Genomic DNA, 23,667 nt, shown 5'->3' with positions numbered 1-23,667 from the left:
CTTTTCTTCACCCACACCCCATTCGCTCAATCGTGCGCACAGGCGCGCGAGGGCCCCGTTTCGCCTTTTTTCCTCCCATTCAATTCCAACAGCAGAGGCCCCATGTTCGCCAACTCCGTTTCCGCGTGGCTGCAGCGCCGCGGCATCCACTACGGCTGGATCGTCGCCGCCATCACCTTCCTCACCATGCTGACCATGTCGGCCGCGCTGGGCCTGCCCGGCGCCATGCTGCAGCCGCTGGGCAAGGAATTCGGCTGGAGCACCGAGCAGATCTCCTCGTCGCTGGCACTGCGCTTCGCGCTCTTCGGGCTGATGGGGCCGTTCGCCGCCGTGCTGATGGAGCGCTACGGCCTGCGCGCGGTGGTCTGCGCCGGCCTCGCGCTCGTCGGGCTGGGCATGGCGCTGGTCACCATGGCCTCGCAGCTCTGGCAGCTCTTCGTGCTCTGGAGCCTGATGCTGGGCCTGGGTACCGGCATGACGGCGCTGGTGCTCGGCGCAGTGGTGGCCAACCGCTGGTTCGTCGCGCGGCGCGGGCTGGTGGTGGGCATGCTCACTGCGAGTTCGGCGACGGGGCAACTGGCCTTCCTGCCGCTGGCGGCCTGGATGATCGAGCACTGGGGCTGGCGCTCGGCCATCGTGCCGATCGTGATCGGCACCATCCTCATCGGCCTGCTGGCGCTGCTGCTGTTGCGCAACCGGCCCTCCGACGTTGGCCTGCTGCCCTACGGCGAGGCACCCGGCACGCAGCCCGCGGCGCCCGCCGCAGCCGCGCCCGCGATGAACTTCGCCACGCCCTTTCGCGTGCTGAAGGAAGTCTCGACCAACCGCACCTTCTGGGTCCTGGCCGGCACCTTCTTCATCTGCGGCCTGAGCACCAACGGCCTGGTGCAGACGCACTTCATCTCGCTGTGCGGCGACTACGGCATGAGCGCCGTGCCGGCAGCATCGGTGCTCGCGATGATGGGTGCCTTCGACTTCGTCGGCACCATCCTCTCGGGCTGGCTCTCGGACCGCTACGACAACCGCAAGCTGCTTTTCTGGTACTACGGCCTGCGCGGGCTGTCGCTCTTCTGGCTGCCGCATTCCGAGTTCACCATCTACGGCCTGGGCATCTTCGCGATGTTCTACGGCCTCGACTGGATTGCCACCGTGCCGCCGACCGTCAAGCTCGCCGGTGCAGCCTTCGGCCCGGCAAAGGTCGGCCTGGTGTTCGGCTGGGTTTTCGCCGCGCACCAGCTGGGAGCCGCCACGGCTGCGTACGGCGCCGGCTTCGCACGCACGCTGCTGCTGACCTACACCCCGGCGCTCTACACCGCCGGCGCGGCCTGCCTGGTGGCGGCGCTGATCGTGATGACCATCCGCCGCCCGGCTGCGAAGTCCGGCTCCCCGGCCACGCCGGCTGCGGCCCGTGCCTGAACCCGCCAAGGCTCCAGCCATGACCACACCCCACGGCACCACCGAACTCGATCCGCGCACGCGCCGCCTGCTCGAGGCTCCCATCGTCCCCACGCTGCTGCGCCTGGCCGCGCCCAATGTGCTGGTGATGGTGGCGCAGGCCTGCGTCGGCCTCATCGAGACCTACTTCGTCGGCAAGCTGGGCACCGATGCGCTCGCCGGCATGGCGCTGGTATTCCCCATCGTGATGCTGATGCAGATGACCTCCAGCGGCGCCATGGGCGGTGGCATCGCCTCGTCCATTGCCCGTGCGCTCGGCGCGCGCCGCCGCGACGATGCGAATGCGCTGGTGTGGCACGCCGTCGTCATCGCGCTGGGCTTCGGCCTTTGCTTCACGCTGGCGCTGCTTTTGGGCGGGCGCTGGCTCTACGGCGTGATGGGCGGCACCGGGGCCGCGCTGGAAGCGGCGCTCACGTATTCCAACTGGGTCTTCGCGGGCGCGACGCTGGTGTGGCTCTTCAACTCGCTCGGCGCCATCATCCGCGGCACCGGCAACATGTCTGTGCCGGCCAACGTGACGGTGGTGGGCGTGGTGTTCCTCATTCCGGCGTCGCCGCTCTTGATCTTCGGCGTCGGGCCGCTGCCGGGCATGGGCATCGCGGGCGGTGCGATCGCGCTGCTGCTGTACTACCTGCTGGGCTCGATCGCGCTCATCGCCTACCTGCGCTCGCCGCGCAGCCTGCTCAAGCCCACGCTCGACGCGCTGAAGCTGCGCTGGCCGCTGTTCCGCGACATCCTGCGCATCGGCCTGGTGGGCGCGGTGTCGACGGTGGCGACCAATCTTTCCATCGGCATCGCCACCGCGCTGACCGGCCATTTCGGCTCGGGCGCGCTGGCCGGCTACGGCACGGCATCGCGGCTCGAATACCTGCTGGTGCCGCTGGTGTTCGGCCTGGGCGCGCCGCTGGTGGCGATGGTCGGCACCTGCATGGGCGCGGGGCTGCGCGAGCGGGCATTGCGCGCCACCTGGGCCGGCGCGGCGCTGGCCTTCACGCTCACGGAGACGATCGGCCTCGCGGCGGCGCTGTTCCCGCGCCCTTGGCTGCTGCTGTTCGGCAACGACCCGGCGATGCTGGAGACCGGCGCGCACTACCTGCGCGTGGTCGGACCGATGTACGGCCTCTTCGGCGTCGGGCTGGTGCTGTACTTCGCCTCGCAGGGGGCGGGCCGGCTGCTGTGGCCGATGCTCGGCAACATCGCGCGCCTGGCGGTGGCGGGCACCGGCGGCCTGCTGGCCCTGCAGTGGGGCGCCGGGCTCACCGGCGTGTTCGCGGCGCAGGGCGTGGCGCTGGCGGTGTACGGCATCGTGACCGCATCCGCCATCGCGGGAGGCGCCTGGTTCGGCCGCGTGGGCTGGCCGCGAACCACCAGCGGGCTGCTGCGGCGCATGGCCCAAGCCTGAAATCCAGCCATCGATTCATCCACCAACCAACGAAAGACTCGTCATGAAAATCAAGGACTCCGTGGTCTTCATCACCGGCGCCAATCGCGGCCTCGGTCTCGCCTTCGCGAAGGCTGCGCTCGCCGCGGGTGCGCGCAAGGTCTATGGGGCCGCGCGCGATCCCAGGAGCATCGACCTGCCCGGCGTGACGCCGGTGGCGCTCGACGTGACGCAGCCCGCGCAGATCGAGGCGGCGGTGCGTGCCTGCGGCGACGTGACGGTGCTGGTCAACAACGCGGGCATCTCGCGCGGCTCCAGCTTCCTGGGTTCGCCCGATGCGGTGGCCAACGCGCGCGCCGAATTCGAAACCAACTTCTTCGGCCTGTGGGCGGTGACGCAGGCCTTCGCTCCGGTGCTCGCGGCCAACGGCGGCGGCGGGGTGATCAACGTGCTGTCGGCGCTGACCTGGACCACCTTCCCGAGCGTGGCGACCTACAGCGCGACCAAGTCGGCCGCGTGGTCGCTGAGCAACGGGCTGCGCAACGAACTGGCCGGGCAGGGCACGCAGGTCACGAGCCTGCACGTGGGCTACATGGACACCGACATGACGGCACACATCCAGGGCCTGCCCAAGGCATCTCCGGACGATGTGGCGCGCCAGGCGCTGGCCGGCCTCGAGGCAGGCCAGGCCGAGGTGCTTGCCGACGAGACTTCACGGCAGCTCAAGCAGGGCCTGTCGAGCGCGACACCCCCTTACGCCAGCGTGCCCCAGGCAGCCTGAACGGGAAACCCGGGCGCGGGGCCCGGGTCTCGTTCATCCTGGTCAGTAGCGGTAAGGGTTGTTGGGGCGGCGGTCGTAGCGGTTGGGCACACCGTCGCCATCGTTGTCGCGGCGGCCGTAGCGGCGGCGATCGTCCCAGCGGCGGTCGTAGTGGTGGTGAGGGCGGTAGCCCGGGCCGTAATAGTGGCGCGGCGGAGGCGGCGGCGCGTAGTAGCGGCGCGGCGGCGGCGGCGCCGGAACGACGTACACCTGCGCCTGGATGAACGAGCCGCCGGTCTGTGCCTGGGCGGGTGCGCTGATGGCGGCCAGCGAGAGCAGGGCCGCGGCGCCGAATGCGAAAGTGAGCTTTTTCATCTGATCCCCCGGTTGTGAGTTGGAAGCCTCATCCTCGCTGCCCTTTGTTAAGTTGGTGTAAGGCTCGAGCGAAATCGGATGAAGAGCTGTAACCCGTGCGCACGACCTGCGGCACGGGCAAGACACGATTGTGAATGGACTTTTCACCGCGGAAAACCTCCGCGGGTAGGCCATCGGCTCTATCGGCCGAAGGTTCAGCCGCGCGGCGCTGGCAGGAGGCGGCGCAGCGCCTCGAAGAACAGGTCGGACTGCTCGCGTTCGCCCTGGATCTGCGCCGCCACGTGGGCGGCCAGTTTCGGGTCCACGGGCGCCAGCGGGCGTCCGGTCGACTGCGCGATCACCTGGTGCAGGCAGGCGCGCTCCAGGTAGTAGAGATCGTCGTAGGCATGGGCGATGGTGCCCCCGGCCACGATCACGCCGTGGTTCGCGAGAAAGGCCACATCCTTGCCGGCCATCGCGCGGGCGATGCGCTCGCCCTCGGCGTCGTCAAGCGCGAGGCCGTTGTATTCCGCGTCGATGGCGATGCGGTTCATGTAGCGCATCGCGTTCTGGCTCGCGGTCGGGTCGAGCGCGCGGTCGACCGTGATCGTGAGCGCCGTGGCGTAGGGCATGTGGCAGTGCAGCACGACCGCATGGCCGGTGAGCCGGTGCACCGCGCCGTGGATGAACAGGGCGGTGGGCTCCACCCGGTGGCGGCCCGCCAGCACCTCGCCGTGCACGTCGATGAGCACGATGTCGTCGGGTCCGATCTCGCTCCAGTGCAGGCCGCGCGGGTTGATGAGATAGCGGTCCTGCGTGCCCGGCAGCATCACGCTGAAGTGGTTGCAGACGCCTTCCGACAGTCCGTGATGGTCGGCGGCGCGCAGGGCGAGGGCGAGGTCTTCGCGCAGCTTGCGCACGGCGGGGCTGGCGTAGAGGGCATCGGCGGACATCGGTGGGGTCTCCTGTTTCTTCTTTGGGGGATCAGGCGAGCGTGAGGCCTTTCCAGGCCGCGACGAATTTCCGGGTGTCCTCGCGCACCGCCGCGGCCTGCTTGCCCGGCTTGTAGAGCGAGGAACCGATGCCGAAGCCGGCGGCCCCGGCCGCGCGCCACTCGGCCATGTTCGTGGGGGAGATGCCGCCCACGGGCATTACTGGCGTGCCGGCCGGCAGCACGGCCAGCAACGCCTTCACCACGGCGGGCGAGGCCAGTTCGGCCGGGAACAGCTTGAGCCCCGTGGCGCCGGCCGCGAGCGCGCCGAAGGCCTCGGTCGGCGTCATCACGCCAGGCAGGCACACCATGCCCAGCCGCACCGCCTCGACGACGACTTCGGCATTGAAGTTGGGCGAGACGATCAGCTCGCCGCCCGCCGCATGCACTTCGCGCACCTGCTGCGCGCCGAGCACCGTGCCGGCGCCGACCAGCGCCTGGGGAAAGCGCTTGCGCATGAGCGCGATGCTTTCGAGCGGCTGGGGCGAATTCAGCGGTACTTCGAGCAGCCGGAAGCCGGGCTCGACGATGGCGTCACCGACGTCGGCCGCTTCGGCCGGCGTGAGGCCGCGCAGGATGGCCACCAGCGGCAGCTCGCGCATCGCGGCGTCGAATTTTTCGAGGGGAGTGGGGGCGGTCATGCGGGAGTCCTGTCGGAATCGAGAAAGCCGGACAGCGCGTGCAGTCCGGCCCATGTGGCCTCGGCGCCGAGCGTGCGCGTGGCGACGCCGGTGGCGCGCAGGGCCAGCGTGTAGCGCTCGGTGAGGTTGGACGAGCCGATCAGGATCACTTCGCCCGACGCCTGCAGCGCCTGCGTGCGCAGCTCCTCGCCGATCAGCAGGCCCGAGAGGTAGCTCGACAGCTCCTCCTTCGGCATGCGCTCGAACAGCGCGAGGGTGCGCGTGCCGAAGGCGTTGTGCAGCAGGCCGTGTCCGTTCTCGGAGCGGGTCACGCCTTCGAGGAAGGCTGCCTCGTCGAGCGGCGCCGATGCATCGAGCGTGCGCGCGAGGATCGAGTGCTGGCTCAGCAGCGCATAGAACTCGCCCGTCATGTAGGTGCGGAAGCCCGCGACGCGGCCCTTCTTCACCGATGCCCACTTGTTGTGCGTGCCGGGCAGCACGAAGACGCCTTCGCTCAGGCCGGTGAGCTCCATCGCGCCGAAGATCTGCACTTCCTCGCCGCGCATCACGTCGGGCACGCCGGCGTGCTCGTCGCTCAGGCCCGGCACGATCGCGATGCGCGCGCCCGCAACGGCGTCGATGTCGATAATTTTGCGGCCCACTTCGACGCGGCCGGCGGGGCAGGCGCAGTAGGGCGCCTCCACCCAGCCCTGCTTGCTGCCGGCCATGCCGGAGATCAGGCAGCGCGCGCCTTCGAGGCGCATCCAGTCGCCGAAGAGCTTGTCGAAGACGGCCGGAAAGCCGCCTTCGGGCACCATGAGAATGCCGCGCGCATCGTTGCGCTCTTCAAGCACCTTGCCGCTGGCGTCAAGCAGCGCGCCGCGCAGTGAACTCGTGCCCCAGTCGATTGCAACCAGTCTTGTCATCTAGTGATTGTCGCGCGGCACGAAGGCACCGCGGCGACCGCGCAGGAAGGCCAGGTCTGCTCCCTGGTCGGCCTGCAGCACCGTATCGACATACAACTTCCAGTAACCGGATTCGAGCGGCGCCTTGGGCGCGACCCATTTCTCGCGGCGCTTCGCGAGCTCTTCGTCGCTCACGTGCAGGTGCAGCCTGCGGTTGGGCACGTCGAGCTCGACGATGTCTCCGTCCTGCACCAGCGCCAGAGGGCCTCCGGCGGCCGCCTCGGGCGCGGTGTGCAGTACCACGGTGCCGTAGGCCGTGCCGCTCATGCGCGCGTCGCTGATGCGGACCATGTCGGTGATGCCCTTGCGCAGCACCTTCGGCGGCAGCGGCATGTTGCCTGCCTCGGCCATGCCGGGGTAACCCTTGGGTCCGCAATTCTTGAGCACCATGATGCAGTTCTCGTCGATGTCGAGGTTTTCGTCGTCGATGCGCCTGTGCAGGTCGTCGGCGCTCTCGAACACCACCGCGCGGCCCTTGTGCACCAGCAGCTCCGGCGTGGCCGCGCTGGGCTTGATGATGGCGCCGTTGGGCGCGAGGTTGCCGCGCAGCACGCAGATGCCGGCCTTGTCCTTGAAGGGCTCGGCCAGGGGGCGGATGACCTGCGGGTTGAAGTTCTCGGCGTCCTTCACGTTCTCCCACAGGCTCTGGCCGGTGGCGGTGATCACGTCCTTGTGCAGGTGCTCGGCGATCTCCTTGATGACCACCGGCAGGCCGCCCGCATAGCAGAAGTCTTCCATCAGGAACTGGCCCGAGGGCTGCAGGTTCACCAGGCAGGGCAGCTCGGAGGCGAGGCGGTCGAAATCTTCCAGCGTGAGTTCGACGCCCATGCGTCCCGCGATGGCCAGCAGGTGGATCACGAAGTTGGTCGAGCCGCCGATGGCCGCGTTGACCTTGATCGCGTTCTCGATGGCCTGGCGCGTGAGGATCTTCGACATGTTCATGTCTTCATGCACCATGCCGACGATGCGCCGGCCCGCCTGCCGCGCCAGCACGTTGCGGCGGCCGTCCACGGCAGGGTAGGCCGCGTTGCCCGGCAGGCCGATGCCCAGCGACTCGACCATGCTCGCCATGGTGCTGGCGGTGCCCATCGTCATGCAGTGGCCGTGGCTGCGGTGCATGCAGCTCTCGGCCTCGAAGAATTCCTGCAGCTTGAGCGTGCCGGCGCGCACCTGCTCGCTCATCTGCCACACGCCGGTGCCCGAGCCGAGCTCCTGCCCGCGCCACTTGCCCGAGAGCATCGGGCCGCCCGACACGCCGATGGTCGGCAGGTCGACGCTGGCCGCGCCCATCATGAGCGCGGGGGTGGTCTTGTCGCAGCCCATGAGCAGCACCACGCCGTCGAGCGGGTTGCCGCGGATGCTTTCCTCCACGTCCATGCTCGCGAGGTTGCGATACAGCATCGCGGTGGGACGCAGCAGCGTCTCGCCGAGCGACATCACCGGGAACTCGAGCGGGAAGCCGCCGGCTTCGTACACGCCGATCTTCACCTGCTCCGCGAGCGTGCGGAAGTGCGAGTTGCAGGGCGTGAGTTCGCTGAAGGTGTTGCAGATGCCGATGACCGGGCGGCCGTCGAACTGGTCGTGCGGAACGCCCTTGCCCTTCATCCAGCTTCGGTAGATGAAGCCGTCGCGATCGTGCCGGCCGAACCATTGCTGGCTGCGGAGTTCTTCGGGTTTCTTCCTGGGGGCGGTGCTCATTGGATGTCTCTCTTTGTTGTCGAAACCTGCGCCCGATCCTCAGGGTTTGTCCTGCCGATAGAGCGTTTCAATCATCATATGATAAGCGCGAACAACGCGCCGGACCCTTAGTGTTTTCGAGCGACGGGATACCAGTTTTCACATCACGCATGATCAAGAACATCCACGGTCGCACGCTCGAACTCCTCGGTGAAGCCGTGGTGTCGGGCCGCTATGCGATCGGTGCATCCATCCCGTCCGAGCCCGTGCTCGGCGAGGAGCTGGGCGTGAGCCGTACCGTGGTGCGGGAGGCCATCAAGTCGCTGGTGGCCAAGGGCCTGATCGTGACCGGCCCGAAGGTCGGCACGCGCGTGCTGCCCAAGGACAAGTGGAACTGGTTCGACCCCGACGTCATCACCTGGCAGGCGCGCGCCGGCCTCACGCCCGAGTTCCTGCGCGACCTGCAGGACCTGCGCCGTGCGGTGGAGCCGGCGGCGGTGCGGCTGGCCGCGGAGAGGGCCACCGCGGAAGACATCGACGAGATCGAGCGTGCCTACGCCGGCATGAAGGAAGCCGTGGAGAACGGCGGCGACTACGTCACCTTCGACCTGCGCTTTCACAACGGCCTGCTGGGGGCCGCGCGCAACAGGATGATTGCGCAGATGAGCAAGGTGCTCAACGCATTGCTGCGCACCAGCTTCGAGATATCGACCACCAAGCCCGACGGCCCCACGCTCTCGCTGCCGCTGCACCGTGCTGTGCTCGACGCGGTGATCGCGCACGACCCCGACGTCGCGGAACGCGCGATCCTCCGGCTCATCGACGGCGCCCGCCAGGACATCGAGGACGTGCTCGGCTCGCGCCGCCGGCTGCCGCGGCTGAGCAGGCCGCCACCCAGGCTCAGGGCCAGTTAGCCAGCCAGGCGCACTGGCGGCGCTCACGGTCCACTTCCGGTTCTTTCACCCCCACGCTCGCGCGCCGAGCAGATTCCACCCCAGAAGAGAAGGAGACAACGTCCATGAAATTCGTCAAGTCGCTGATCGCGCCGACGCTGGTCGCGATGGGCCTGCTGTCGGCAGGCCACGTCGCCGCGCAGGAGAAACTCACCGTCTGGTGGGTCAAGGGCTTCTACAAGGCGGAGGACGACGCACTGTTCGCCGCCATCAAGAAGTTCGAAGAGAAGAACAAGAACGTCAAGATCGAACTCTCGCAGTACCCGATCCAGGACATGATCCCCAAGACCGTGTCCGCGCTCGACTCGGGCAGCCCGCCCGACGTGGCGTACGCCGACGTCTACGACTTCCAGGTCACGGGCAAGTGGGCCTACGACGGCAAGCTCGAGGACATCAGCAGCGTGCTCACGCCCATGAAGGACCGCTTCGCGCCGAACACGCTGGAGACCACCTACCTCTACAACGACCAGACCAAGAGCAAGGCGTACTACGCCTTCCCGATCAAGCAGCAGACCATGCACATCGAGTACTGGCTCGACATGCTGGCCGAAGCCGGGTTCAAGGAGTCCGACATTCCCACCGGCTGGAAGGACTACTGGTCGTTCTGGTGCGAGAAAGTGCAGCCAGCCAGCCGCCAGAAGAGCGGCAAGCGCAACTTCGGCATCGGCATGCCGATGGGCGTGGACTCGAGCGACGCGTTCTATTCGTTCCTGACCTTCATGGACGCCTACAACGTCAAGCTGGTGGACGACAACGGCAAGCTGCTGGTCGACGACCCGAAGGTGCGCACCGGCCTCATCGGCGCCATGACCGACTACACCACGCCCTACGTCAAGGGCTGCACGCCGCCTTCTTCCACCAGCTGGAAGGACCCGGACAACAACGTCGCGTTCCACAATAAGACGACCGTGATGACGCACAACGCGACCATCTCCATCGCCGCCAAGTGGCTCGACGATTCGAACAACGCCTCGCTCACGCCCGAGCAGCGCGAGGAAGCGCGCAAGAACTACACCGAGCGCATCCGCACGGCCGGCTTCCCGAACAAGCCCGACGGCAGCAAGATGGTCTACCGCACGGCCGTGAAGACCGGCGTGGTGTTCAAGGACGCGAAGAACAAGGCCCGCGCCAAGGAGTTCGTCTCGTTCCTGATGCAGGAAGAGAACCTGACGCCGTACGTCGAAGGCTCGCTGGGCCGCTGGTTCCCGGTGACCAAGGCCGCGCAGCAGCGTGACTTCTGGAAGGCAGACCCGCACCGCCTCTCGGTCTACAACCAGTACGCCGCCGGCACCGTGACCTTCGAATTCACGAAGAACTACAAGTTCACCGTGCTGAACAACGAGAACGTCTGGGCCAAGGCCATGAGCCGCATCGTCACCGACAAGGTGCCGGTGGACAAGGCGGTGGACGAGATGATCGCCCGTATCAAGACGGTGGCGGGCCAGTAAGCCGCGCACGCACGGTACCCGTCGGCACGTTCACCACCAGCAGCACGCCATGAGCAGCGCAACTGCCTCCGCCGCCGCGCCGAGTACTTCGGCGCCTGTCGTCAATCCCGGAGCGCGGCATGCGCGCTGGCAGTTCTGGGGCGCGGTCATGGTCGTGCCCTACCTGCTGGTGTTCGTGGTGTTCGTGCTGTACCCGGTGGGCTACGGCCTCTGGCTCGCCCGCCATCCGCAAAGCTACGTGAAGCTGGTCGAAGACCCGATCTTCTTCCGCTCCGTGATCAACACGGCCATCTTCCTGGTCGTGGCGATCAACCTCAAGATGCTCGTGGCACTCGTGCTCTCGGGCTTCTTCGTGACATCGCGCTGGTGGATCAAGATCGTCTCGGCGATCTTCATCCTGCCGTGGGCGATGCCCTCCATTCCCACGATCCTGTCGATCCGCTTCATGCTGAACCCGGAGTGGGGCGTGATCAACAGCACCATCTTCCGCCTGACCGGCGCCGACGGCCCCAACTGGCTCAACGATCCCTCGCTGGCGCTGGCCTTCGCGATGATCGTGCACATCTGGAAGTCGCTGCCGTTCTGGACGCTCATCCTCGTGGCGGGCCGCCTGGCCATTCCCACCGAGCAGTACGAGGCTGCTTCCGTCGACGGCGCCTCGTCGTGGCAGAAGTTCCGCTTCGTGAGCTGGCCGGCGTTGAAGACGCTCTACATCACCTCGCTCATCCTCTCGATGATCTGGACGCTGGGCGACTTCAACAGCGTCTACCTGCTGACCGGCGGCGGCCCGGCCGACCTCACGCACGTGCTCGCCACGCTGGGCATCCGCTACCTGCGCCTCGACCAGGTCGACCTGTCGATGGCTTCCATCGTGGTGGCGATGCCGCTCGTTCTGCCGCTGGTTTACTTCATGATGAAGAGGCTCTCGAAATGAAGCGCTGGACACCAAGAGCCGTGCTCACCGAGGCCCGGCTGCTGCTCATCGGCATTCCGGTGCTGCTGTGGACGCTGATCCCGGTCTACCACATGGTGCTGTTCGCGATCTCGTCGAAGGACTCCGCGACCTCGGGCCACCTGTGGCCCAAGAGTCCGACGCTGGACAACTTCCGCATCGTGTTCCAGCAGAAGCACTTCTACCTCGACCACTTCTGGCTGCAGCTGTGGAACTCGCTGCTGATCGCGCTGTCGGTGGGCGCGCTCACGCTCTTCGTGGCGACCACGGCGGCGTTCGCCATCAGCCGGCTGCGCGTGCGCGGCGGGCGCACGGTGATGAACATGGCGCTGTTCACCTACTTCATCCCGGCGGCCTTCCTCGCGGTGCCCATGTACAAGACCATGGGCAACTACGGCCTGCTCAACAGCCAGTGGGCGCTGATCCTCGCGATGGTGACCATCGCTTCGCCGTACTGCATCTGGGTACTGAAGCAGGCCTCCGACAAGCTGCCCTACGAGCTCGACGAGGCCGCGCGCATGGACGGCGCCTCGCCGCTGCAGCTGTTCCGCCTCGTGTACCTGCCGCTGATGGTGCCTTCGCTGGTGGCCGTGGGCACGTATTCGCTGCTGCTGGCCTGGAACGAGTACCTCTACGCCTTCCTGCTGCTGTCCAACGACAAGAGCGTGACGCTGGCCGTGGCGCTGGGCAACTTCCTCTCGGCCGACGATTCGCCGTGGGAGCTGCTGATGGCCACCGGCCTGATCTACGCGCTGCCCCCGGCGGCGATCTATTACGCATTCAAGCGCTACATGGTCGGCGGAATAACCGCCGGCGCAGTCAAGAGCTGAAAAAGCCCACGCAGGAAACGAAAAAATGGCATCCGTATCCTTTCGCAATATCCAGAAATCCTTCGGCAAGGTCCAGATCATCAAGGGCCTGGGCTTCGACATCACCGACGGCGAGTTCGTCGTGCTGGTCGGCCCCTCGGGCTGCGGCAAGTCGACGCTGCTTCGCATGCTCGCGGGTCTGGAGGACATCAGCGGCGGCGAGATCGTCATCGACGGCCGCGTGGTCAACGACCTCGAGTCCAAGGACCGCGACATCGCGATGGTGTTCCAGAGCTACGCGCTCTATCCGCACATGACGGTGGGCGAGAACATGGGCTTCAGCCTGCGCCTGCGCAACGCCGACAAGTCGGTGACCGACGAGCGCGTGGCCAAGGCCGCGAAGATCCTCAACCTCGACGCGCTGCTGGGCCGCTATCCGCGCGAACTCTCGGGCGGCCAGCGCCAGCGCGTGGCCATGGGCCGCGCCATCGTGCGCGACCCGAAGGTGTTTCTCTTCGACGAGCCGCTGTCGAACCTCGATGCCAAGCTGCGCGTGGCGATGCGCGCCGAGATCAAGGCGCTGCACCAGAGGCTGAAGACCACCACCGTCTACGTGACGCACGACCAGATCGAGGCCATGACCATGGCCGACCGCATCGTCGTGATGCACGACGGCATCATCGAGCAGATCGGCACGCCGCTGGAGCTGTACGACCGTCCCGACAACCTCTTCGTCGCGCAGTTCATCGGTTCGCCGTCGATGAACGTCATCGAGGGCACGGTGCGGCGCTCGGGCGGGGAATGCTGGGTCGAGTCGCAGGGTGCGCGCTGGCCGGTTCCGGCCGCGACCGCGGTGCCCGACGGCCAGCCGGTGCACTACGGCATTCGCCCTGGCGACATGACGCTGGGCGGCGGCTCGCACGGCGTGGAGGCCAGGGTCGTCGTCGTGGAGCCTACCGGCGCCGAGACCGAACTGCTGGTGCAGGTCGGCGAGGCCAGGCTGGTGCTCGCAGTGCACGGCCGGGTCGATGCCGGGCCCGACGACATCGTGCGGCTCGCCATCGAGTCGGAGAACGTGCACCTGTTCGACCGGCAGACCGGCCGCCGCATGGGCTGAGCCCGATCGTGGCTACGTGCGCAGCCGCAGCAGGGCGCGCACGAAGCCGTGGTCCGAGCGCGAGCGGTCGCGCCCTTCGTGCAGATGGTCGTTGAAGTAGTCGACGCGCCGCACGTCGCCCAGGCTGTGCCGGCTGGTGGCGACGAATTCCTCGCTCACGAAGATCTGGTCGAGCACGTCCGGGTAGCCCTGGTGGATGTGCGAATAGGCCACGTCCTTCTTGAGTGCCGACTCGCCCTGCATCTCGTAGGCGTTGAAGAGGGCCACGTCGCGCGCCGCCTTGTCGTAGGCCACCTCGGAGGTGGCGGCCACGAGCTGGGTGGTCACGCTGTGCGGGTTGTCGTTGAAGTCGCCCATCACCACCAGCGGCACGTTGGTGCCCTGCAGCAGGTCGATCACGATGCAGCGCAGGGCGGCGGCCTCGGCGCCGCGCATCAGCAGCGAGCGCAGCGAAGCCATCACGCCCACCTTGCGGTCGTCGCGGTCTTCCAGCGGGTTGCCCTGCGCGTCCTGCAGGAACTTGGGGCGCTTGGACTTCAGGTGCACCGTAAGTACGTGCACCTGCTGGCCGTGCTTCATGCGAACCGTGGCGAGCAGGGGAGGCCGCTCGAAGCGCGTGTGCGGACCGAGCCCAGGCACATCGACGCCGAAGCCGGGCGGAAAGTCGACGAAGGAGCGGACCTCGTCCACCTTCAGCCGCGTCGCGATGCCCACGCGCGGCGTGCCCTGTGCGCCCGGTCGCGCGAGCGTACCCTCGAGGCTGCCGGGCGGCGGCGTGTTCTCCGCGCCGGGCACCGAGACGAAGTCGTAGCGCAGGCCGCTGCGCGCGATGCAGGCCTTCAGCGCCGATTCGTCCCACACCTCCTGCACCGCCAGCACGTCGGCATTGAGCGCGTGGAAGCGCTCACCGGTCCAATCGATCTTCCGCTCGTACTCGCGCTCGGTGTAGGCGTCCTGGTTCTCGTAATACACGCGGTTGGGCGCCGCGAGGTTGAGGAGGTTGCAGGTGGCTACGAAGAGGGTGGCGTAGTTGGGCGGGATGTATTGCATGGCGTGACGATTGTGTCTTGAGTCGTCGTCCGCCCGCCCTGTGCCGCGGCGCAGGAAAACCCCATGAAAAAAGGGCACCCGGCGGTGTGCCGGATGCCCTTTTCCGATTCCTGGCGGTAGCAGGCTGGCGCTACCGGCGGATCTCAGCGGCCGAACGAACGGCCACCGCCGCCGCCGCCGCCGGAGCGGTTGCCACCGCCGTAGCCGCCACCGCCACCCGAGCGACGGCCACCACCGCCGCCACCGTAGCCACCGCCGCCCGAGCGGCCGCCGCGACCGCGGCCGCCCATGTGGTCGACGCTGGTGCGCAGCGGATCGGGCTGGCCGGCGCCGCCTCCGACCGATTCGGCGCGCAGGTGCGCGACCTGGTTGGCCTGCGTCGGGCTGTGGCTGTTGCCGTGATGGCGCGGCTGGCGCTCCTCGTGCGGAGCGTGATGGTGATGCTGCGGAGCGCGTGCCGGGCCCTGCGGGTTGCGCGGCTGCTGTTGCGGACGCGCGCCCTGGCCGCGCGGGCCTTGGCCTTGTCCTTGACCCTGGCCGCCGCCATTGGCATTGCGGCCCTGGCCGTTGCCACCCTGGCCGCCGCCACGGCGCTGGCCGCCGCCACCGCCGTTGCCGCCACCCTGGCCAGCCTTGTTCTCGCGGATGCGCTGCAGCATCTCGGTGCGCGCGGCCTTGGCGGCCGCCTGCATGACTTCGCGGCTCGGCGGACGGCCGGCGCCGCCCCAGATGGTCTGACGGCCCATGGCGATGGGCTCGGCGCGCTCGCCTTCCTCGGGGCCGAAGCCCTCGATGACCTGCACGGGAATCGTCTGCTTGGTGAAGCGCTCGATCTCCTGCATGAAGCCTTCCTCGTCCAGGCACACGAAGCTCACGGCCTCGCCGCTGGAGCCGGCGCGGCCCGTGCGGCCGATGCGGTGCACGTAGTCTTCGCTGACGTTGGGGATCTCGTAGTTCACGACGTGCGGCAGCTCGTCGATGTCGATGCCTCGCGCGGCGATGTCGGTGGCCACCAGCGCGCGCAGCTCGCCGCTCTTGAAGCCGGCCAGCGCCTGCGTGCGTGCACTCTGGCTCTTGTTGCCGTGCAGCGCCATCGCCTCGATGCCGTTCTTGGTGAGGAATTCGGCCACGCTGTTGGCGCCGAACTTGGTGCGCGTGAAGACCAGCACCTGGCTCCACTTGTTCTCGTTGATGATGTGCGCGAGCAGCGCCTTCTTCTTGCCGCGGCCCACGGGGTGGATCACCTGGGTGATGCGCTGCACCGTGGTGTTGCGCGGCGTGACCTGGATGCTCTGCGGATTGCGCAGCAGGGTGGCGGCCAGGTCGCGGATCTCGTCGCTGAAGGTGGCCGAGAACAGCAGGCTCTGCTTTTCCTTAGGCACCAGTGCCAGGACCTTCTTCACGTCGTGGATGAAGCCCATGTCGAGCATGCGGTCGGCTTCGTCGAGGATCAGCATCTGGACCTGGCCCAGGTCGAGCATGCCCTGCTGCTGCAGGTCGAGCAGGCGGCCGGGGGTGGCCACGAGGATGTCGACGCCGCTCTTGAGCTTGCTGATCTGCGGGTTCATGCCCACGCCGCCGAAGATCACGGTGGAGCTCAGCTGCAGGTACTTGCCGTAGGTGCGCACCGATTCCTCGACCTGGGCGGCGAGTTCGCGGGTGGGGGTCAGCACCAGGGCGCGGATGCCGGTGCCGCCGAACTTGTTGGTGGCGCTGCGGCTCATGGTGAGCTTGTGCAGCATCGGCAGCGTGAAGGCGGCTGTCTTGCCGGTGCCGGTCTGGGCGCCGCCGAGCAGGTCGTGGCCTTCGAGGACGGCGGGGATGGCTTGCGCCTGGATGGGGGTGGGGGTGTCGTAACCGTGCTCGTGCACAGCCTTCAAGATGGCGGGAGCCAGCTTCAGTTCGTCAAAAGTCATTGAAAACAATAAGCGCCATACACGGCGCAGTGGCATCGGCCCGCTTGGCGTCTTGTTGACGCCGAGCCAGTCAAGGCAGATGAGGGTCAGGGGTGGGAGCCGGAAAGTCCGCCCTCGCAAAAGGGTGAAATGGACCTTTCTTCGTCCCCGGCAGAGAGCCGGTGTCGCGGGCAACTGGACCCGGCAACGGAGCCTATTGTCGCATGAGTCGATAATCGGTGGTTTGCCGCGCCCGAATGGCTCCATTCCGGCGGCCGCGCATTCCCTCGAATCCCGCTACCCAAGGTAACAAAACCACACATGGCTCAATACGTCTATTCGATGAACCGTGTCAGCAAGACCGTGCCGCCCAAGCGGCAGATCTTGAAAGACATTTCGCTGTCCTTCTTCCCCGGCGCCAAGATCGGCGTGCTCGGCCTGAACGGCTCGGGCAAGTCCACGCTGCTCAAGATCATGGCGGGCGTCGACAAGGAAATCGAGGGCGAGGCGCTGCCCATGCCCGGCCTGACCATCGGGTACCTGGAGCAGGAGCCCAAGCTCAACCCCGAGCACACGGTGCGCGAATCGGTCGAGGAATCGATGGGCGCCGTCAACGCCGCCAAGAAGCGCCTGGAAGAGGTCTACGAGCTGTACGCAGCCGAAGACGCCGACTTCGACGCGCTTGCGGCCGAGCAGGCCGAGCTCGAAGCCATCATCGCCACCGCCGGCACCGACTCCGAGCACCAGCTCGAGATCGCCGCCGACGCGCTGCGCCTGCCGGCCTGGGACGCCAAGATCGGCGTGCTCTCGGGCGGCGAGAAGCGCCGCGTGGCGCTGTGCCGCCTGCTGCTGAGCAAGCCCGACATGCTGCTGCTCGACGAACCGACCAACCACCTTGACGCCGAATCGGTCGAATGGCTCGAAGTGTTCCTGCAGCGCTTCCCCGGCACCGTGGTGGCCATCACCCACGACCGCTACTTCCTCGACAACGCCGCCGAGTGGATCCTCGAACTGGACCGCGGCCGCGGCATTCCATGGAAGGGCAACTACAGCACCTGGCTCGAGCAGAAGGGCGAGCGCCTGGCGCAGGAGCAAAAGAGCGAGGAAGCCCACGCCAAGGCCCTGAAGAAGGAACTCGAGTGGTCGCGCCAGAACCCGAAGGCGCGCCAGGCCAAGAGCAAGTCGCGCCTGGCCCGCTTCGAGGAGCTGAGCGACGTCGAATACCAGAAGCGCAACGAAACGCAGGAAATCTTCATTCCCGTGGCCGACCGCCTGGGCAGCCAGGTGTTCGAGTTCAAGAACGTCAGCAAGTCCTTCGGCGACCGCATGCTGATCGACAACCTGAGCTTCAACGTGCCGGCCGGTGCCATCGTCGGCATCATCGGCCCGAACGGCGCCGGCAAGTCGACGCTGTTCAAGCTGCTGGCGGGCAAGGAGAAGCCGGATTCGGGCGAGGTCACCATCGGCCAGACCGTGAAGATGGCCTTCGTCGACCAGGCGCGCGACGCTCTGGCCGACCAGAAGACCGTGTGGGAAGACATCTCGGGCGGCCTCGACATCATCAACGTCGGCAAGTTCCAGATGGCCAGCCGCGCCTACGCGGGCCGCTTCAACTTCAACGGCGCCGACCAGCAGAAGAAGGTCGGCACGCTGTCGGGCGGTGAACGCGGCCGCCTGCACCTGGCCAAGACGCTGATCGCGGGCGGCAACGTGCTGCTGCTGGACGAACCGTCGAACGACCTCGACGTGGAAACCCTGCGCGCCCTGGAAGACGCGCTGCTCGAGTTCGCCGGCACGGTCATGGTGATCAGCCACGACCGCTGGTTCCTCGACCGCATCGCCACGCACATCCTCGCGGCCGAAGGCGACAGCCAGTGGACCTTCTTCGATGGCAACTACCAGGAGTACGAAGCCGACAAGAAGAAGCGCCTGGGCGAAGAGGGCGCCAAGCCCAAGCGCATGCGCTACAAAGCCCTGAAATAAGGCTCGCCCCCAGGCTGCGCGCACTTCGTGTCGCTACGCCAACCCCCTTCCGGGGGCAACACCTGCGGCCCGGCAAAGCCGGTTCCGCGGTGTTCCTCGAATGGGCTCAGATCGCTTCGGCAAGAGCGCGCGGTTCCGCAAGGGGCCGCGCGCTTTTTTCATCCTCCGCCGCGAACACGTCGCGCGCCGCGAAGAGGCCGTTGAGCGCTGCCGGAAAGCCTGCATACACCGCCATCTGCATGATGACCTCGACCACCTCGTCGCGCGTCACGCCGACGTTCAGCGCGGCCTGGATGTGCACCTTCAGCTGCGGCGCGGCATTGCCCATGGCTGTGAGCGCGGCCACCGTCGCGATCTCGCGGGAGCGCAGGTCGAGGCCGGGGCGTGAGTAGATGTCGCCGAACGGAAACTCGATCACCAGGCGGGCGAAGTCCGGCGCGATGCCGGCCAGGCTCTCGACGACCTTGACGCCGCCTTCACCATCGATCTCACGAAGCTTGGCCAGGCCACGCGCGTAGCGTTGGCTGTCGTCTTGACCCTTGTCTTGTCGTGTGTTCGTCATTGCTCGTCTTTCCTTCCCGGGCCTTGCCCGACAGAGGGGGACGCTTCTTCGTCTTCTCGACCTCGCGGTAATGGTCGATCTTGAGCGACAGCGCCTGCATGGATTGCTGCAGCGCCGCCACCTTGGCCTGAACCTCGGCGAGATGCCGTTCGAGCATCTCGCGCCGTTCGCCGACGCTGGCGTCCCCCAGGCTTCGAAGCCTGACGAAGGCCTGCATGCCCTGGATGGACATGCCGGTCTCGCGCAGGCGCAACAGGAAATCCAGCAAGTCCATGTCGGCGCTCGCATAGCGCCGCTGACCCCCCGGTGCACGGGGCACCGCCGCGATGAGCCCGATGCGCTCGTAATACCGCAGCGTGTAGGCCGTGAGACCGGTTCGTTCAGCGACTTCCGCGATGGTCAGGCTGGTTTCCATGGCGTCGATTCTCGAAATTGGAGCGCGCTCTAAGTCAAGCGCTTTGTCGAACTATTTTTGAAAAGAGGCAAAGTCGGCATCGATCCAGCCGCGCAGGCTGTTGACGAAGGCGAGGGCCTGCACGCGGGGCAGATCGTCCACGCGCACGACCGCTTCGGCAAGCTGGCCGCTGCGCAGGCGACTGGCGCGGCCGATGCCGCCGAGCAGCCCGCAGCGCAGCGGCGGAGTGACCCAGCGGCCGTCCAGCAACAGGGCGATGTTGCCACGCGTGCATTCGGTGATCTCGCCGTCGCGGTTCCACAGCAGCGTGTCGAACGCGCCGGGTTCCGCGGGCGCGAGGGCTTCGTAGTGGGCACGGCGCGTGGTCTTGAAGCGGGTGAACTCGCTGTGGGCCTCGCCGAAAGGGCGCGTGGCAAGCTGCAGGCGCACGCGCGCGGGCGGCGCTTCCATCGCGAAGGCTTCGGCGCGCGGCGTGCCTTGTGCGTCGAGCAGCAGGCGCACACGCCACATGCCCGTGGCGTGCCGGGCCTTCAGATCGTCGAGGCAGGAGGCAACCGACGCCTGGTTCCACGGGCGCTCGAAATGCGCGGCTGCGATCGCCATGCGCGCCAGATGGGCCGGTGCGTCGCGGAGTTCGCCATCCACCAGCGCGAGGGTTTCGAGCAGGTCGAACGGCGGCCCTGATGCCCGGCCCGCCCGGTCCAGAAAGGCCCGCTTGTGCCGCCATTCCTCCCACTCCGCATCGGCCCGGGCATCGGCCGTGATGCCGCTGCCGATGCCGCAGCGCGCCTGCGCGCCGCGCAATGCCACGGTGCGGATCGGCACGTTGAAGATCGCATGGGCGCCGGGCTGCACGACGCCCACCGCGCCGCAGTAAACGCCGCGCGCCTCGGGCTCCAGCTCGCGGATCATGCGCATCGCGCTCACCTTGGGCGCGCCGGTGATGGAGCCGCACGGGAACAGCGCCGCGAACGCGTCGGCCAGCGTCGTGCCTTCGCGCGCGAGGGCTTCCACGTCCGACGTCATCTGCCACACGGTAGGCAGCGCCTCGGTGTGGAAGAGGCGTGGCACGCGCACCGAGAAGGGCTTGGCCACGCGCGAGAGGTCGTTGCGGATCAGGTCCACGATCATCACGTTCTCGGCCCGCTCCTTGGGCACGGTGCGAAGCCGCCGGGCCAGCGCCTCGTCCTCGGCGGGCGTGGCGCCGCGCGGGGCCGTGCCCTTCATCGGGCGCGTCAGGATGCGTTCGCCCTGCCAATCGAAGAAAAGCTCGGGCGACACCGACAGAAGCAGCTCCTCGCCGGCGTCGATGAAGGCGGCATAGCCGTCGGGCTGCGCCTGCCGCAGCGCCATGAACAGGGCCAGCGGCTCGCCGTGGAAGTCGGCGTGCAGCGCGGCGGTGTAGTTGAGCTGGTAGAGCTCGCCGTTGGAGATCGCGCGGTGGATGGCCTGCATGCGGCTGTCGAAGTCCGCGCGAGAGAGACCGAGCTGCCAGTCGAGCGATGGAGGAGCGTCGTTGCCCGTGGCTTCGGGCCAGGGCAGGGCTTCGTCGTGCACGCCGAACCATGCCAGCGGTCCATCCGCCGCATGCACCGCGAACGCGCGGTCGAACGCTGCCGCCGCTTCGTAGCGCAGATAGCCCACGCACCAACGCCCCTCGCGCGCCAGCGCTTCGACGGCATCGAGCACAGGCCGCACCTCGTCGGCGGTGCGCGCCACCAGCACGCGTGAAGGCTCGCCGAAACCCAGCCGCAGCCGGCCGCCGGCGCCGAGCGGCTGTGCGAAGTCGATCAGCGTGCGCAATGTCCCGGGCCGGGCCTCGTCAGGTGGCATCGTTCGCGGCGTTTTTAGGGGCCGCTTCGGTCGCGGCGCCCTGCGGCGTCCTGGCCAGCACCCGCTTGCGCACCGCGTAGATGTTGTTGCGCAGCGCATAGAGCTCGTCGGCGTACGACAGCGGCACCGCCACCTTGTTGACCACGCGGTCGAGCTGGTCGAGGTCTTCGAGCAGTTCCTTCTGCTCGCCCTTCTGTGCGTCGACCTTCGCCTCGATGTCGCGCAGCCGCGCATACCAGCGAAATACGCGCCGGCGCACGCGGAACTGGTACAGCGGCGGCACCACGCGGCTCAGCGGCAGCATCAGCACCAGCAGGCCGCCGAGCACCAGCCACATGCGCTCCACGAGGTTGCTGGCCCAGAAGGGCAAGTAGCGCTGCCACACCGGCGGCGTGCCGTTGATGGCGCGGTCGCCTTCGGGGCTCACCGGCAGTTCGCTGGTGCGGGTGTTGGGGAAGTCGCGCGCGCGGTTGAACCAGCCGGCGCCGCTGTGCACCGACTGCGCCGCCTGCGCGAAGAGCTGGCGCAGCGCGGGGTGGGTCTCGTCGCGCGACAGCAGCGAGGTGGTGGCCGCGAGCAGCGACATGTCGTGCGGCGGCATGTCCTTCGACAGGTCGATCATCCCGCGCGGCAGCGTCACGGCCGAGAGGAAGGGAAAGCGCCGCGAGTAGGCGTCGGCCTGCCCGAAGTCCATGAGCTTGATCGAGTCGGAGCGCAGCAGCCGCTGCACCTGCGGCGACTGCGGCGCGGAAGACAGCACGATGGCGTCGAGGATGCCGGCTTCCAGCGCCTCGGCGGCCGAGGCCTGTTCCAGGTTCGACAGCAGCAGGTCGTCGGGCCCGAGCCTGTTGGCCTTGAGCATGCGCTCCATGATGTCCGGCAGCCCGCTGCCGGGCAGGTCGACGTTCACGCGCAGGCCGCGCAGCTGGGCGAGCGAGGTCAGCGTGGCGGTCTTTCGGTCGATCTTCTGGGCCGAGTCGGTGCGGTAGAAGAGCCAGATCGGCTCGTAGAAGAGGCTGCCCAGCGAGGTGAGGCCGGCTTCCTCGTCGGCCTTCGGGTCGGCGCTGCCCCCGCGCACGAAGCCCACGTCGGCGCCGCCGGTGCGCAGCAGCTGCAGGTTCTCGGTCGAGCCCGAGGTGGCCTTGAGCTCCACCTCGATGCCGTTGTGCCTGAGCGCCTCGGCATAGCGCTTGCCGAACTGGGCGTAGGCGCTGCCCGTTGGGCCGGTGGCCAGCGTCACGTGCTTGGGCGGCTGCGGCTGCAGCCACCAGTAGGCCGCGACCAGCAGCCCGATGACGATGAACACGATCGGCCCCGCCGAAGCGATCAGGTCGCGGATCGACAGCAGTATCAGCTTCAGGGTTCTGGGGAACGCCATGGTGATGCCTCCCGTTGTCAGCCGCGCGCCTTGCCGAGATCCGCCGCGCAGGGAATGTGCAGCTCGCCCACCGTCACCGTGCGAGCCGCGTGCACCGCGCGCAGCGTGGCGATGGCGACGGCCTCGGCGGCCATGGTGCTCAGCACCGTCATGCCGGGGGCGTCGCCCTCCAGCGGCACGCGGCCGGTAGCCAGCGCGAACAGCGTGTCGCCGTCGCTCATGGTGTGAACCGGGTTGATGGCGCGTGCCAGGCCGTCGTGCGCCACCGTGGCGAGCCGGTTGGCCTGCACCTTGGTCAGCACCGCGTCGGTGGCGATCACGCCGATGGTGGTGTTGGTGCCCGCGAGCAGCGGCTTGGGGCTCAGGCCGCGCAGCAGCGCGCGGCGGGTGTCGAGCAGCGCATTGCCGTCCTCGGTGCGCGCGCCGGCCACGGGCTGGCCGGTGTCGTGGTCGATCACGTCGCCCAGCGAGTTCACGGCAATCAGCGCGCCCACCGTGACGCCGCCCACCTTGACCGATGCGGTGCCGACGCCGCCTTTCATCGCGCGGTGCACGCCGAAGAGCTTGCCCACCAGCGCGCCGGTGCCGGCGCCCACGTTGCCCTCGGCGGGCGCTGCGGTGCTGGCGGCTTCGCAGGCCGCATAGCCGGCGGCCGCGTCGGGACGGATGCGCGCGTCGCCCATGGGCAGATCGAACAGCACGGCGGCCGGCACGATGGGCAGGGTGCCGAAGCGCACGTCCATGCCGATGCCGCGTTCCTCCATCCAGCGCATCGCGCCTTCGGCGGACGCCAGGCCCCAGGCGCTGCCGCCCGCGAGCATCACCGCGTGCACCTGCTGCACGAGGTTGCCGGGCGAGAGCAGGTCGGTCTCGCGCGTGCCGGGCGCGGCGCCGCGAACGTCCACGCCGGCCACCGCGCCTTCGCGCGCCATGATCACGGTGCAGCCGGTGGGACGGCGGGTTTCGGTGAAATGGCCGACCTCGATGCCGGCGACGTCGGTGATGGCACCGGCGGAATGGGAGAGGAGGGAGGAAGACGGTGCTGACATGGCGGCCGATTATGAGACCG

At 68.0% G+C, this 23,667-nt stretch carries 20 protein-coding genes and 1 pseudogene; 9 read left to right on the top strand and 12 right to left on the bottom strand.

Annotation, left to right across the window (positions count from 1 at the left end; translation table 11 throughout):
- Window positions 1–102: 102 nt before the first annotated feature.
- The 3 genes from ACAM57_RS21480 to ACAM57_RS21470 are packed head-to-tail and all read left to right on the top strand — an operon-like array spanning window position 103 to window position 3,617.
- Window positions 103–1,416: an MFS transporter gene (locus ACAM57_RS21480; protein ID WP_369658836.1), complete on the top strand. Its 1,314-nt coding sequence runs from the start codon at window positions 103–105 to the stop codon at window positions 1,414–1,416.
- Window positions 1,417–1,435: 19 nt separating this feature from the next.
- Window positions 1,436–2,857, top strand: coding sequence for an MATE family efflux transporter (locus tag ACAM57_RS21475; protein ID WP_369658835.1), 1,422 nt, complete (start codon window positions 1,436–1,438; stop codon window positions 2,855–2,857).
- A gap of 43 nt (window positions 2,858–2,900) precedes the next feature.
- On the top strand, window positions 2,901–3,617 hold the full coding sequence (locus ACAM57_RS21470) for an SDR family oxidoreductase (RefSeq protein WP_369658834.1): 717 nt from the start codon (window positions 2,901–2,903) through the stop codon (window positions 3,615–3,617).
- A 42-nt stretch (window positions 3,618–3,659) separates the two neighbouring features.
- Here ACAM57_RS21470 and ACAM57_RS21465 read toward each other — a convergent pair whose 3' ends face one another.
- From ACAM57_RS21465 to ACAM57_RS21445, 5 genes and pseudogenes are all read right to left on the bottom strand, one after another.
- Window positions 3,660–3,971 (bottom strand): hypothetical protein, encoded by a 312-nt coding sequence (locus tag ACAM57_RS21465; protein WP_184636118.1) that lies wholly within the window; start codon window positions 3,969–3,971, stop codon window positions 3,660–3,662.
- A gap of 194 nt (window positions 3,972–4,165) precedes the next feature.
- Window positions 4,166–4,912, bottom strand: a pseudogene (locus ACAM57_RS21460) (aldolase); the annotation flags it as partial.
- Window positions 4,913–4,934: 22 nt separating this feature from the next.
- Complete coding sequence (locus tag ACAM57_RS21455) at window positions 4,935–5,582, bottom strand: 2-dehydro-3-deoxy-6-phosphogalactonate aldolase (RefSeq protein WP_369658833.1); 648 nt, start codon at window positions 5,580–5,582, stop codon at window positions 4,935–4,937.
- Window positions 5,579–6,487 carry a 2-dehydro-3-deoxygalactonokinase gene (locus ACAM57_RS21450; RefSeq protein ID WP_369658832.1) on the bottom strand — a complete coding sequence of 303 codons (909 nt, stop codon included), beginning with the start codon at window positions 6,485–6,487 and terminating at the stop codon, window positions 5,579–5,581. The genes ACAM57_RS21455 and ACAM57_RS21450 overlap by 4 nt, the downstream gene beginning before the upstream one ends.
- On the bottom strand, window positions 6,488–8,224 hold the full coding sequence (locus ACAM57_RS21445; RefSeq protein ID WP_126024122.1) for an IlvD/Edd family dehydratase: 1,737 nt from the start codon (window positions 8,222–8,224) through the stop codon (window positions 6,488–6,490).
- 149 nt (window positions 8,225–8,373) lie between these two features.
- On the opposite strand from ACAM57_RS21445, the gene ACAM57_RS21440 reads away from it, so the two are divergent.
- The 5 genes from ACAM57_RS21440 (at window position 8,374) to ACAM57_RS21420 (ending at window position 13,482) form a co-directional block, all read left to right on the top strand.
- Window positions 8,374–9,117, top strand: coding sequence for a FadR/GntR family transcriptional regulator (locus ACAM57_RS21440; protein ID WP_126024123.1), 744 nt, complete (start codon window positions 8,374–8,376; stop codon window positions 9,115–9,117).
- Between the two features lie 104 nt (window positions 9,118–9,221).
- Window positions 9,222–10,604 carry an ABC transporter substrate-binding protein gene (locus ACAM57_RS21435; RefSeq protein ID WP_126024124.1) on the top strand — a complete coding sequence of 461 codons (1,383 nt, stop codon included), beginning with the start codon at window positions 9,222–9,224 and terminating at the stop codon, window positions 10,602–10,604.
- Window positions 10,605–10,653: 49 nt separating this feature from the next.
- The gene (locus ACAM57_RS21430) at window positions 10,654–11,538 is read left to right on the top strand and encodes a carbohydrate ABC transporter permease (protein ID WP_126024125.1); all 885 of its coding nucleotides are present in this window, start codon (window positions 10,654–10,656) and stop codon (window positions 11,536–11,538) included.
- The gene (locus ACAM57_RS21425) at window positions 11,535–12,386 is read left to right on the top strand and encodes a carbohydrate ABC transporter permease (protein ID WP_126024126.1); all 852 of its coding nucleotides are present in this window, start codon (window positions 11,535–11,537) and stop codon (window positions 12,384–12,386) included. Before ACAM57_RS21430 ends, ACAM57_RS21425 begins: the two co-directional genes overlap by 4 nt.
- A gap of 25 nt (window positions 12,387–12,411) precedes the next feature.
- Window positions 12,412–13,482 (top strand): ABC transporter ATP-binding protein, encoded by a 1,071-nt coding sequence (locus ACAM57_RS21420; RefSeq protein WP_126024127.1) that lies wholly within the window; start codon window positions 12,412–12,414, stop codon window positions 13,480–13,482.
- Window positions 13,483–13,494: 12 nt separating this feature from the next.
- Here ACAM57_RS21420 and ACAM57_RS21415 read toward each other — a convergent pair whose 3' ends face one another.
- Window positions 13,495–14,532: an endonuclease/exonuclease/phosphatase family protein gene (locus ACAM57_RS21415; protein ID WP_369658831.1), complete on the bottom strand. Its 1,038-nt coding sequence runs from the start codon at window positions 14,530–14,532 to the stop codon at window positions 13,495–13,497.
- Window positions 14,533–14,675: 143 nt separating this feature from the next.
- Window positions 14,676–16,448 (bottom strand): DEAD/DEAH box helicase, encoded by a 1,773-nt coding sequence (locus ACAM57_RS21410; protein WP_369658830.1) that lies wholly within the window; start codon window positions 16,446–16,448, stop codon window positions 14,676–14,678.
- A gap of 300 nt (window positions 16,449–16,748) precedes the next feature.
- Here ACAM57_RS21410 and ettA point away from each other — a divergent pair, with 300 nt between their 5' ends.
- Complete coding sequence (gene ettA, locus ACAM57_RS21405) at window positions 16,749–18,410, top strand: energy-dependent translational throttle protein EttA (protein ID WP_126024130.1); 1,662 nt, start codon at window positions 16,749–16,751, stop codon at window positions 18,408–18,410.
- 106 nt (window positions 18,411–18,516) lie between these two features.
- On the opposite strand, the gene ACAM57_RS21400 is transcribed toward ettA, so the two are convergent.
- The 5 genes from ACAM57_RS21400 to ACAM57_RS21380 are packed head-to-tail and all read right to left on the bottom strand — an operon-like array spanning window position 18,517 to window position 23,647.
- Window positions 18,517–18,972, bottom strand: coding sequence for a carboxymuconolactone decarboxylase family protein (locus ACAM57_RS21400; protein WP_369658829.1), 456 nt, complete (start codon window positions 18,970–18,972; stop codon window positions 18,517–18,519).
- Window positions 18,899–19,387, bottom strand: a complete 489-nt coding sequence (locus ACAM57_RS21395; protein WP_369658828.1) for a MerR family transcriptional regulator — start codon at window positions 19,385–19,387, stop codon at window positions 18,899–18,901. Before ACAM57_RS21395 ends, ACAM57_RS21400 begins: the two co-directional genes overlap by 74 nt.
- Before the next feature lie 51 nt (window positions 19,388–19,438).
- Complete coding sequence (gene pabB / locus ACAM57_RS21390; protein ID WP_369658827.1) at window positions 19,439–21,220, bottom strand: aminodeoxychorismate synthase component I; 1,782 nt, start codon at window positions 21,218–21,220, stop codon at window positions 19,439–19,441.
- A complete protein-coding gene (locus tag ACAM57_RS21385) occupies window positions 21,210–22,598 on the bottom strand; it encodes a TAXI family TRAP transporter solute-binding subunit (protein ID WP_369658826.1) in 1,389 nt (462 codons plus the stop codon). The genes pabB and ACAM57_RS21385 overlap by 11 nt, the downstream gene beginning before the upstream one ends.
- A 17-nt stretch (window positions 22,599–22,615) precedes the next feature.
- Window positions 22,616–23,647: a P1 family peptidase gene (locus ACAM57_RS21380; protein WP_184636140.1), complete on the bottom strand. Its 1,032-nt coding sequence runs from the start codon at window positions 23,645–23,647 to the stop codon at window positions 22,616–22,618.
- Window positions 23,648–23,667 lie beyond the last annotated feature (20 nt).

Origin of the sequence: Variovorax sp. V15, from assembly GCF_041154425.1 — a bacterium.
Classification (GTDB): domain Bacteria; phylum Pseudomonadota; class Gammaproteobacteria; order Burkholderiales; family Burkholderiaceae_C; genus Variovorax; species Variovorax guangxiensis.
The sequence above is the reverse complement of the archived record's forward strand: the minus strand, read 5'-3'. Positions and strand labels throughout refer to the sequence as shown.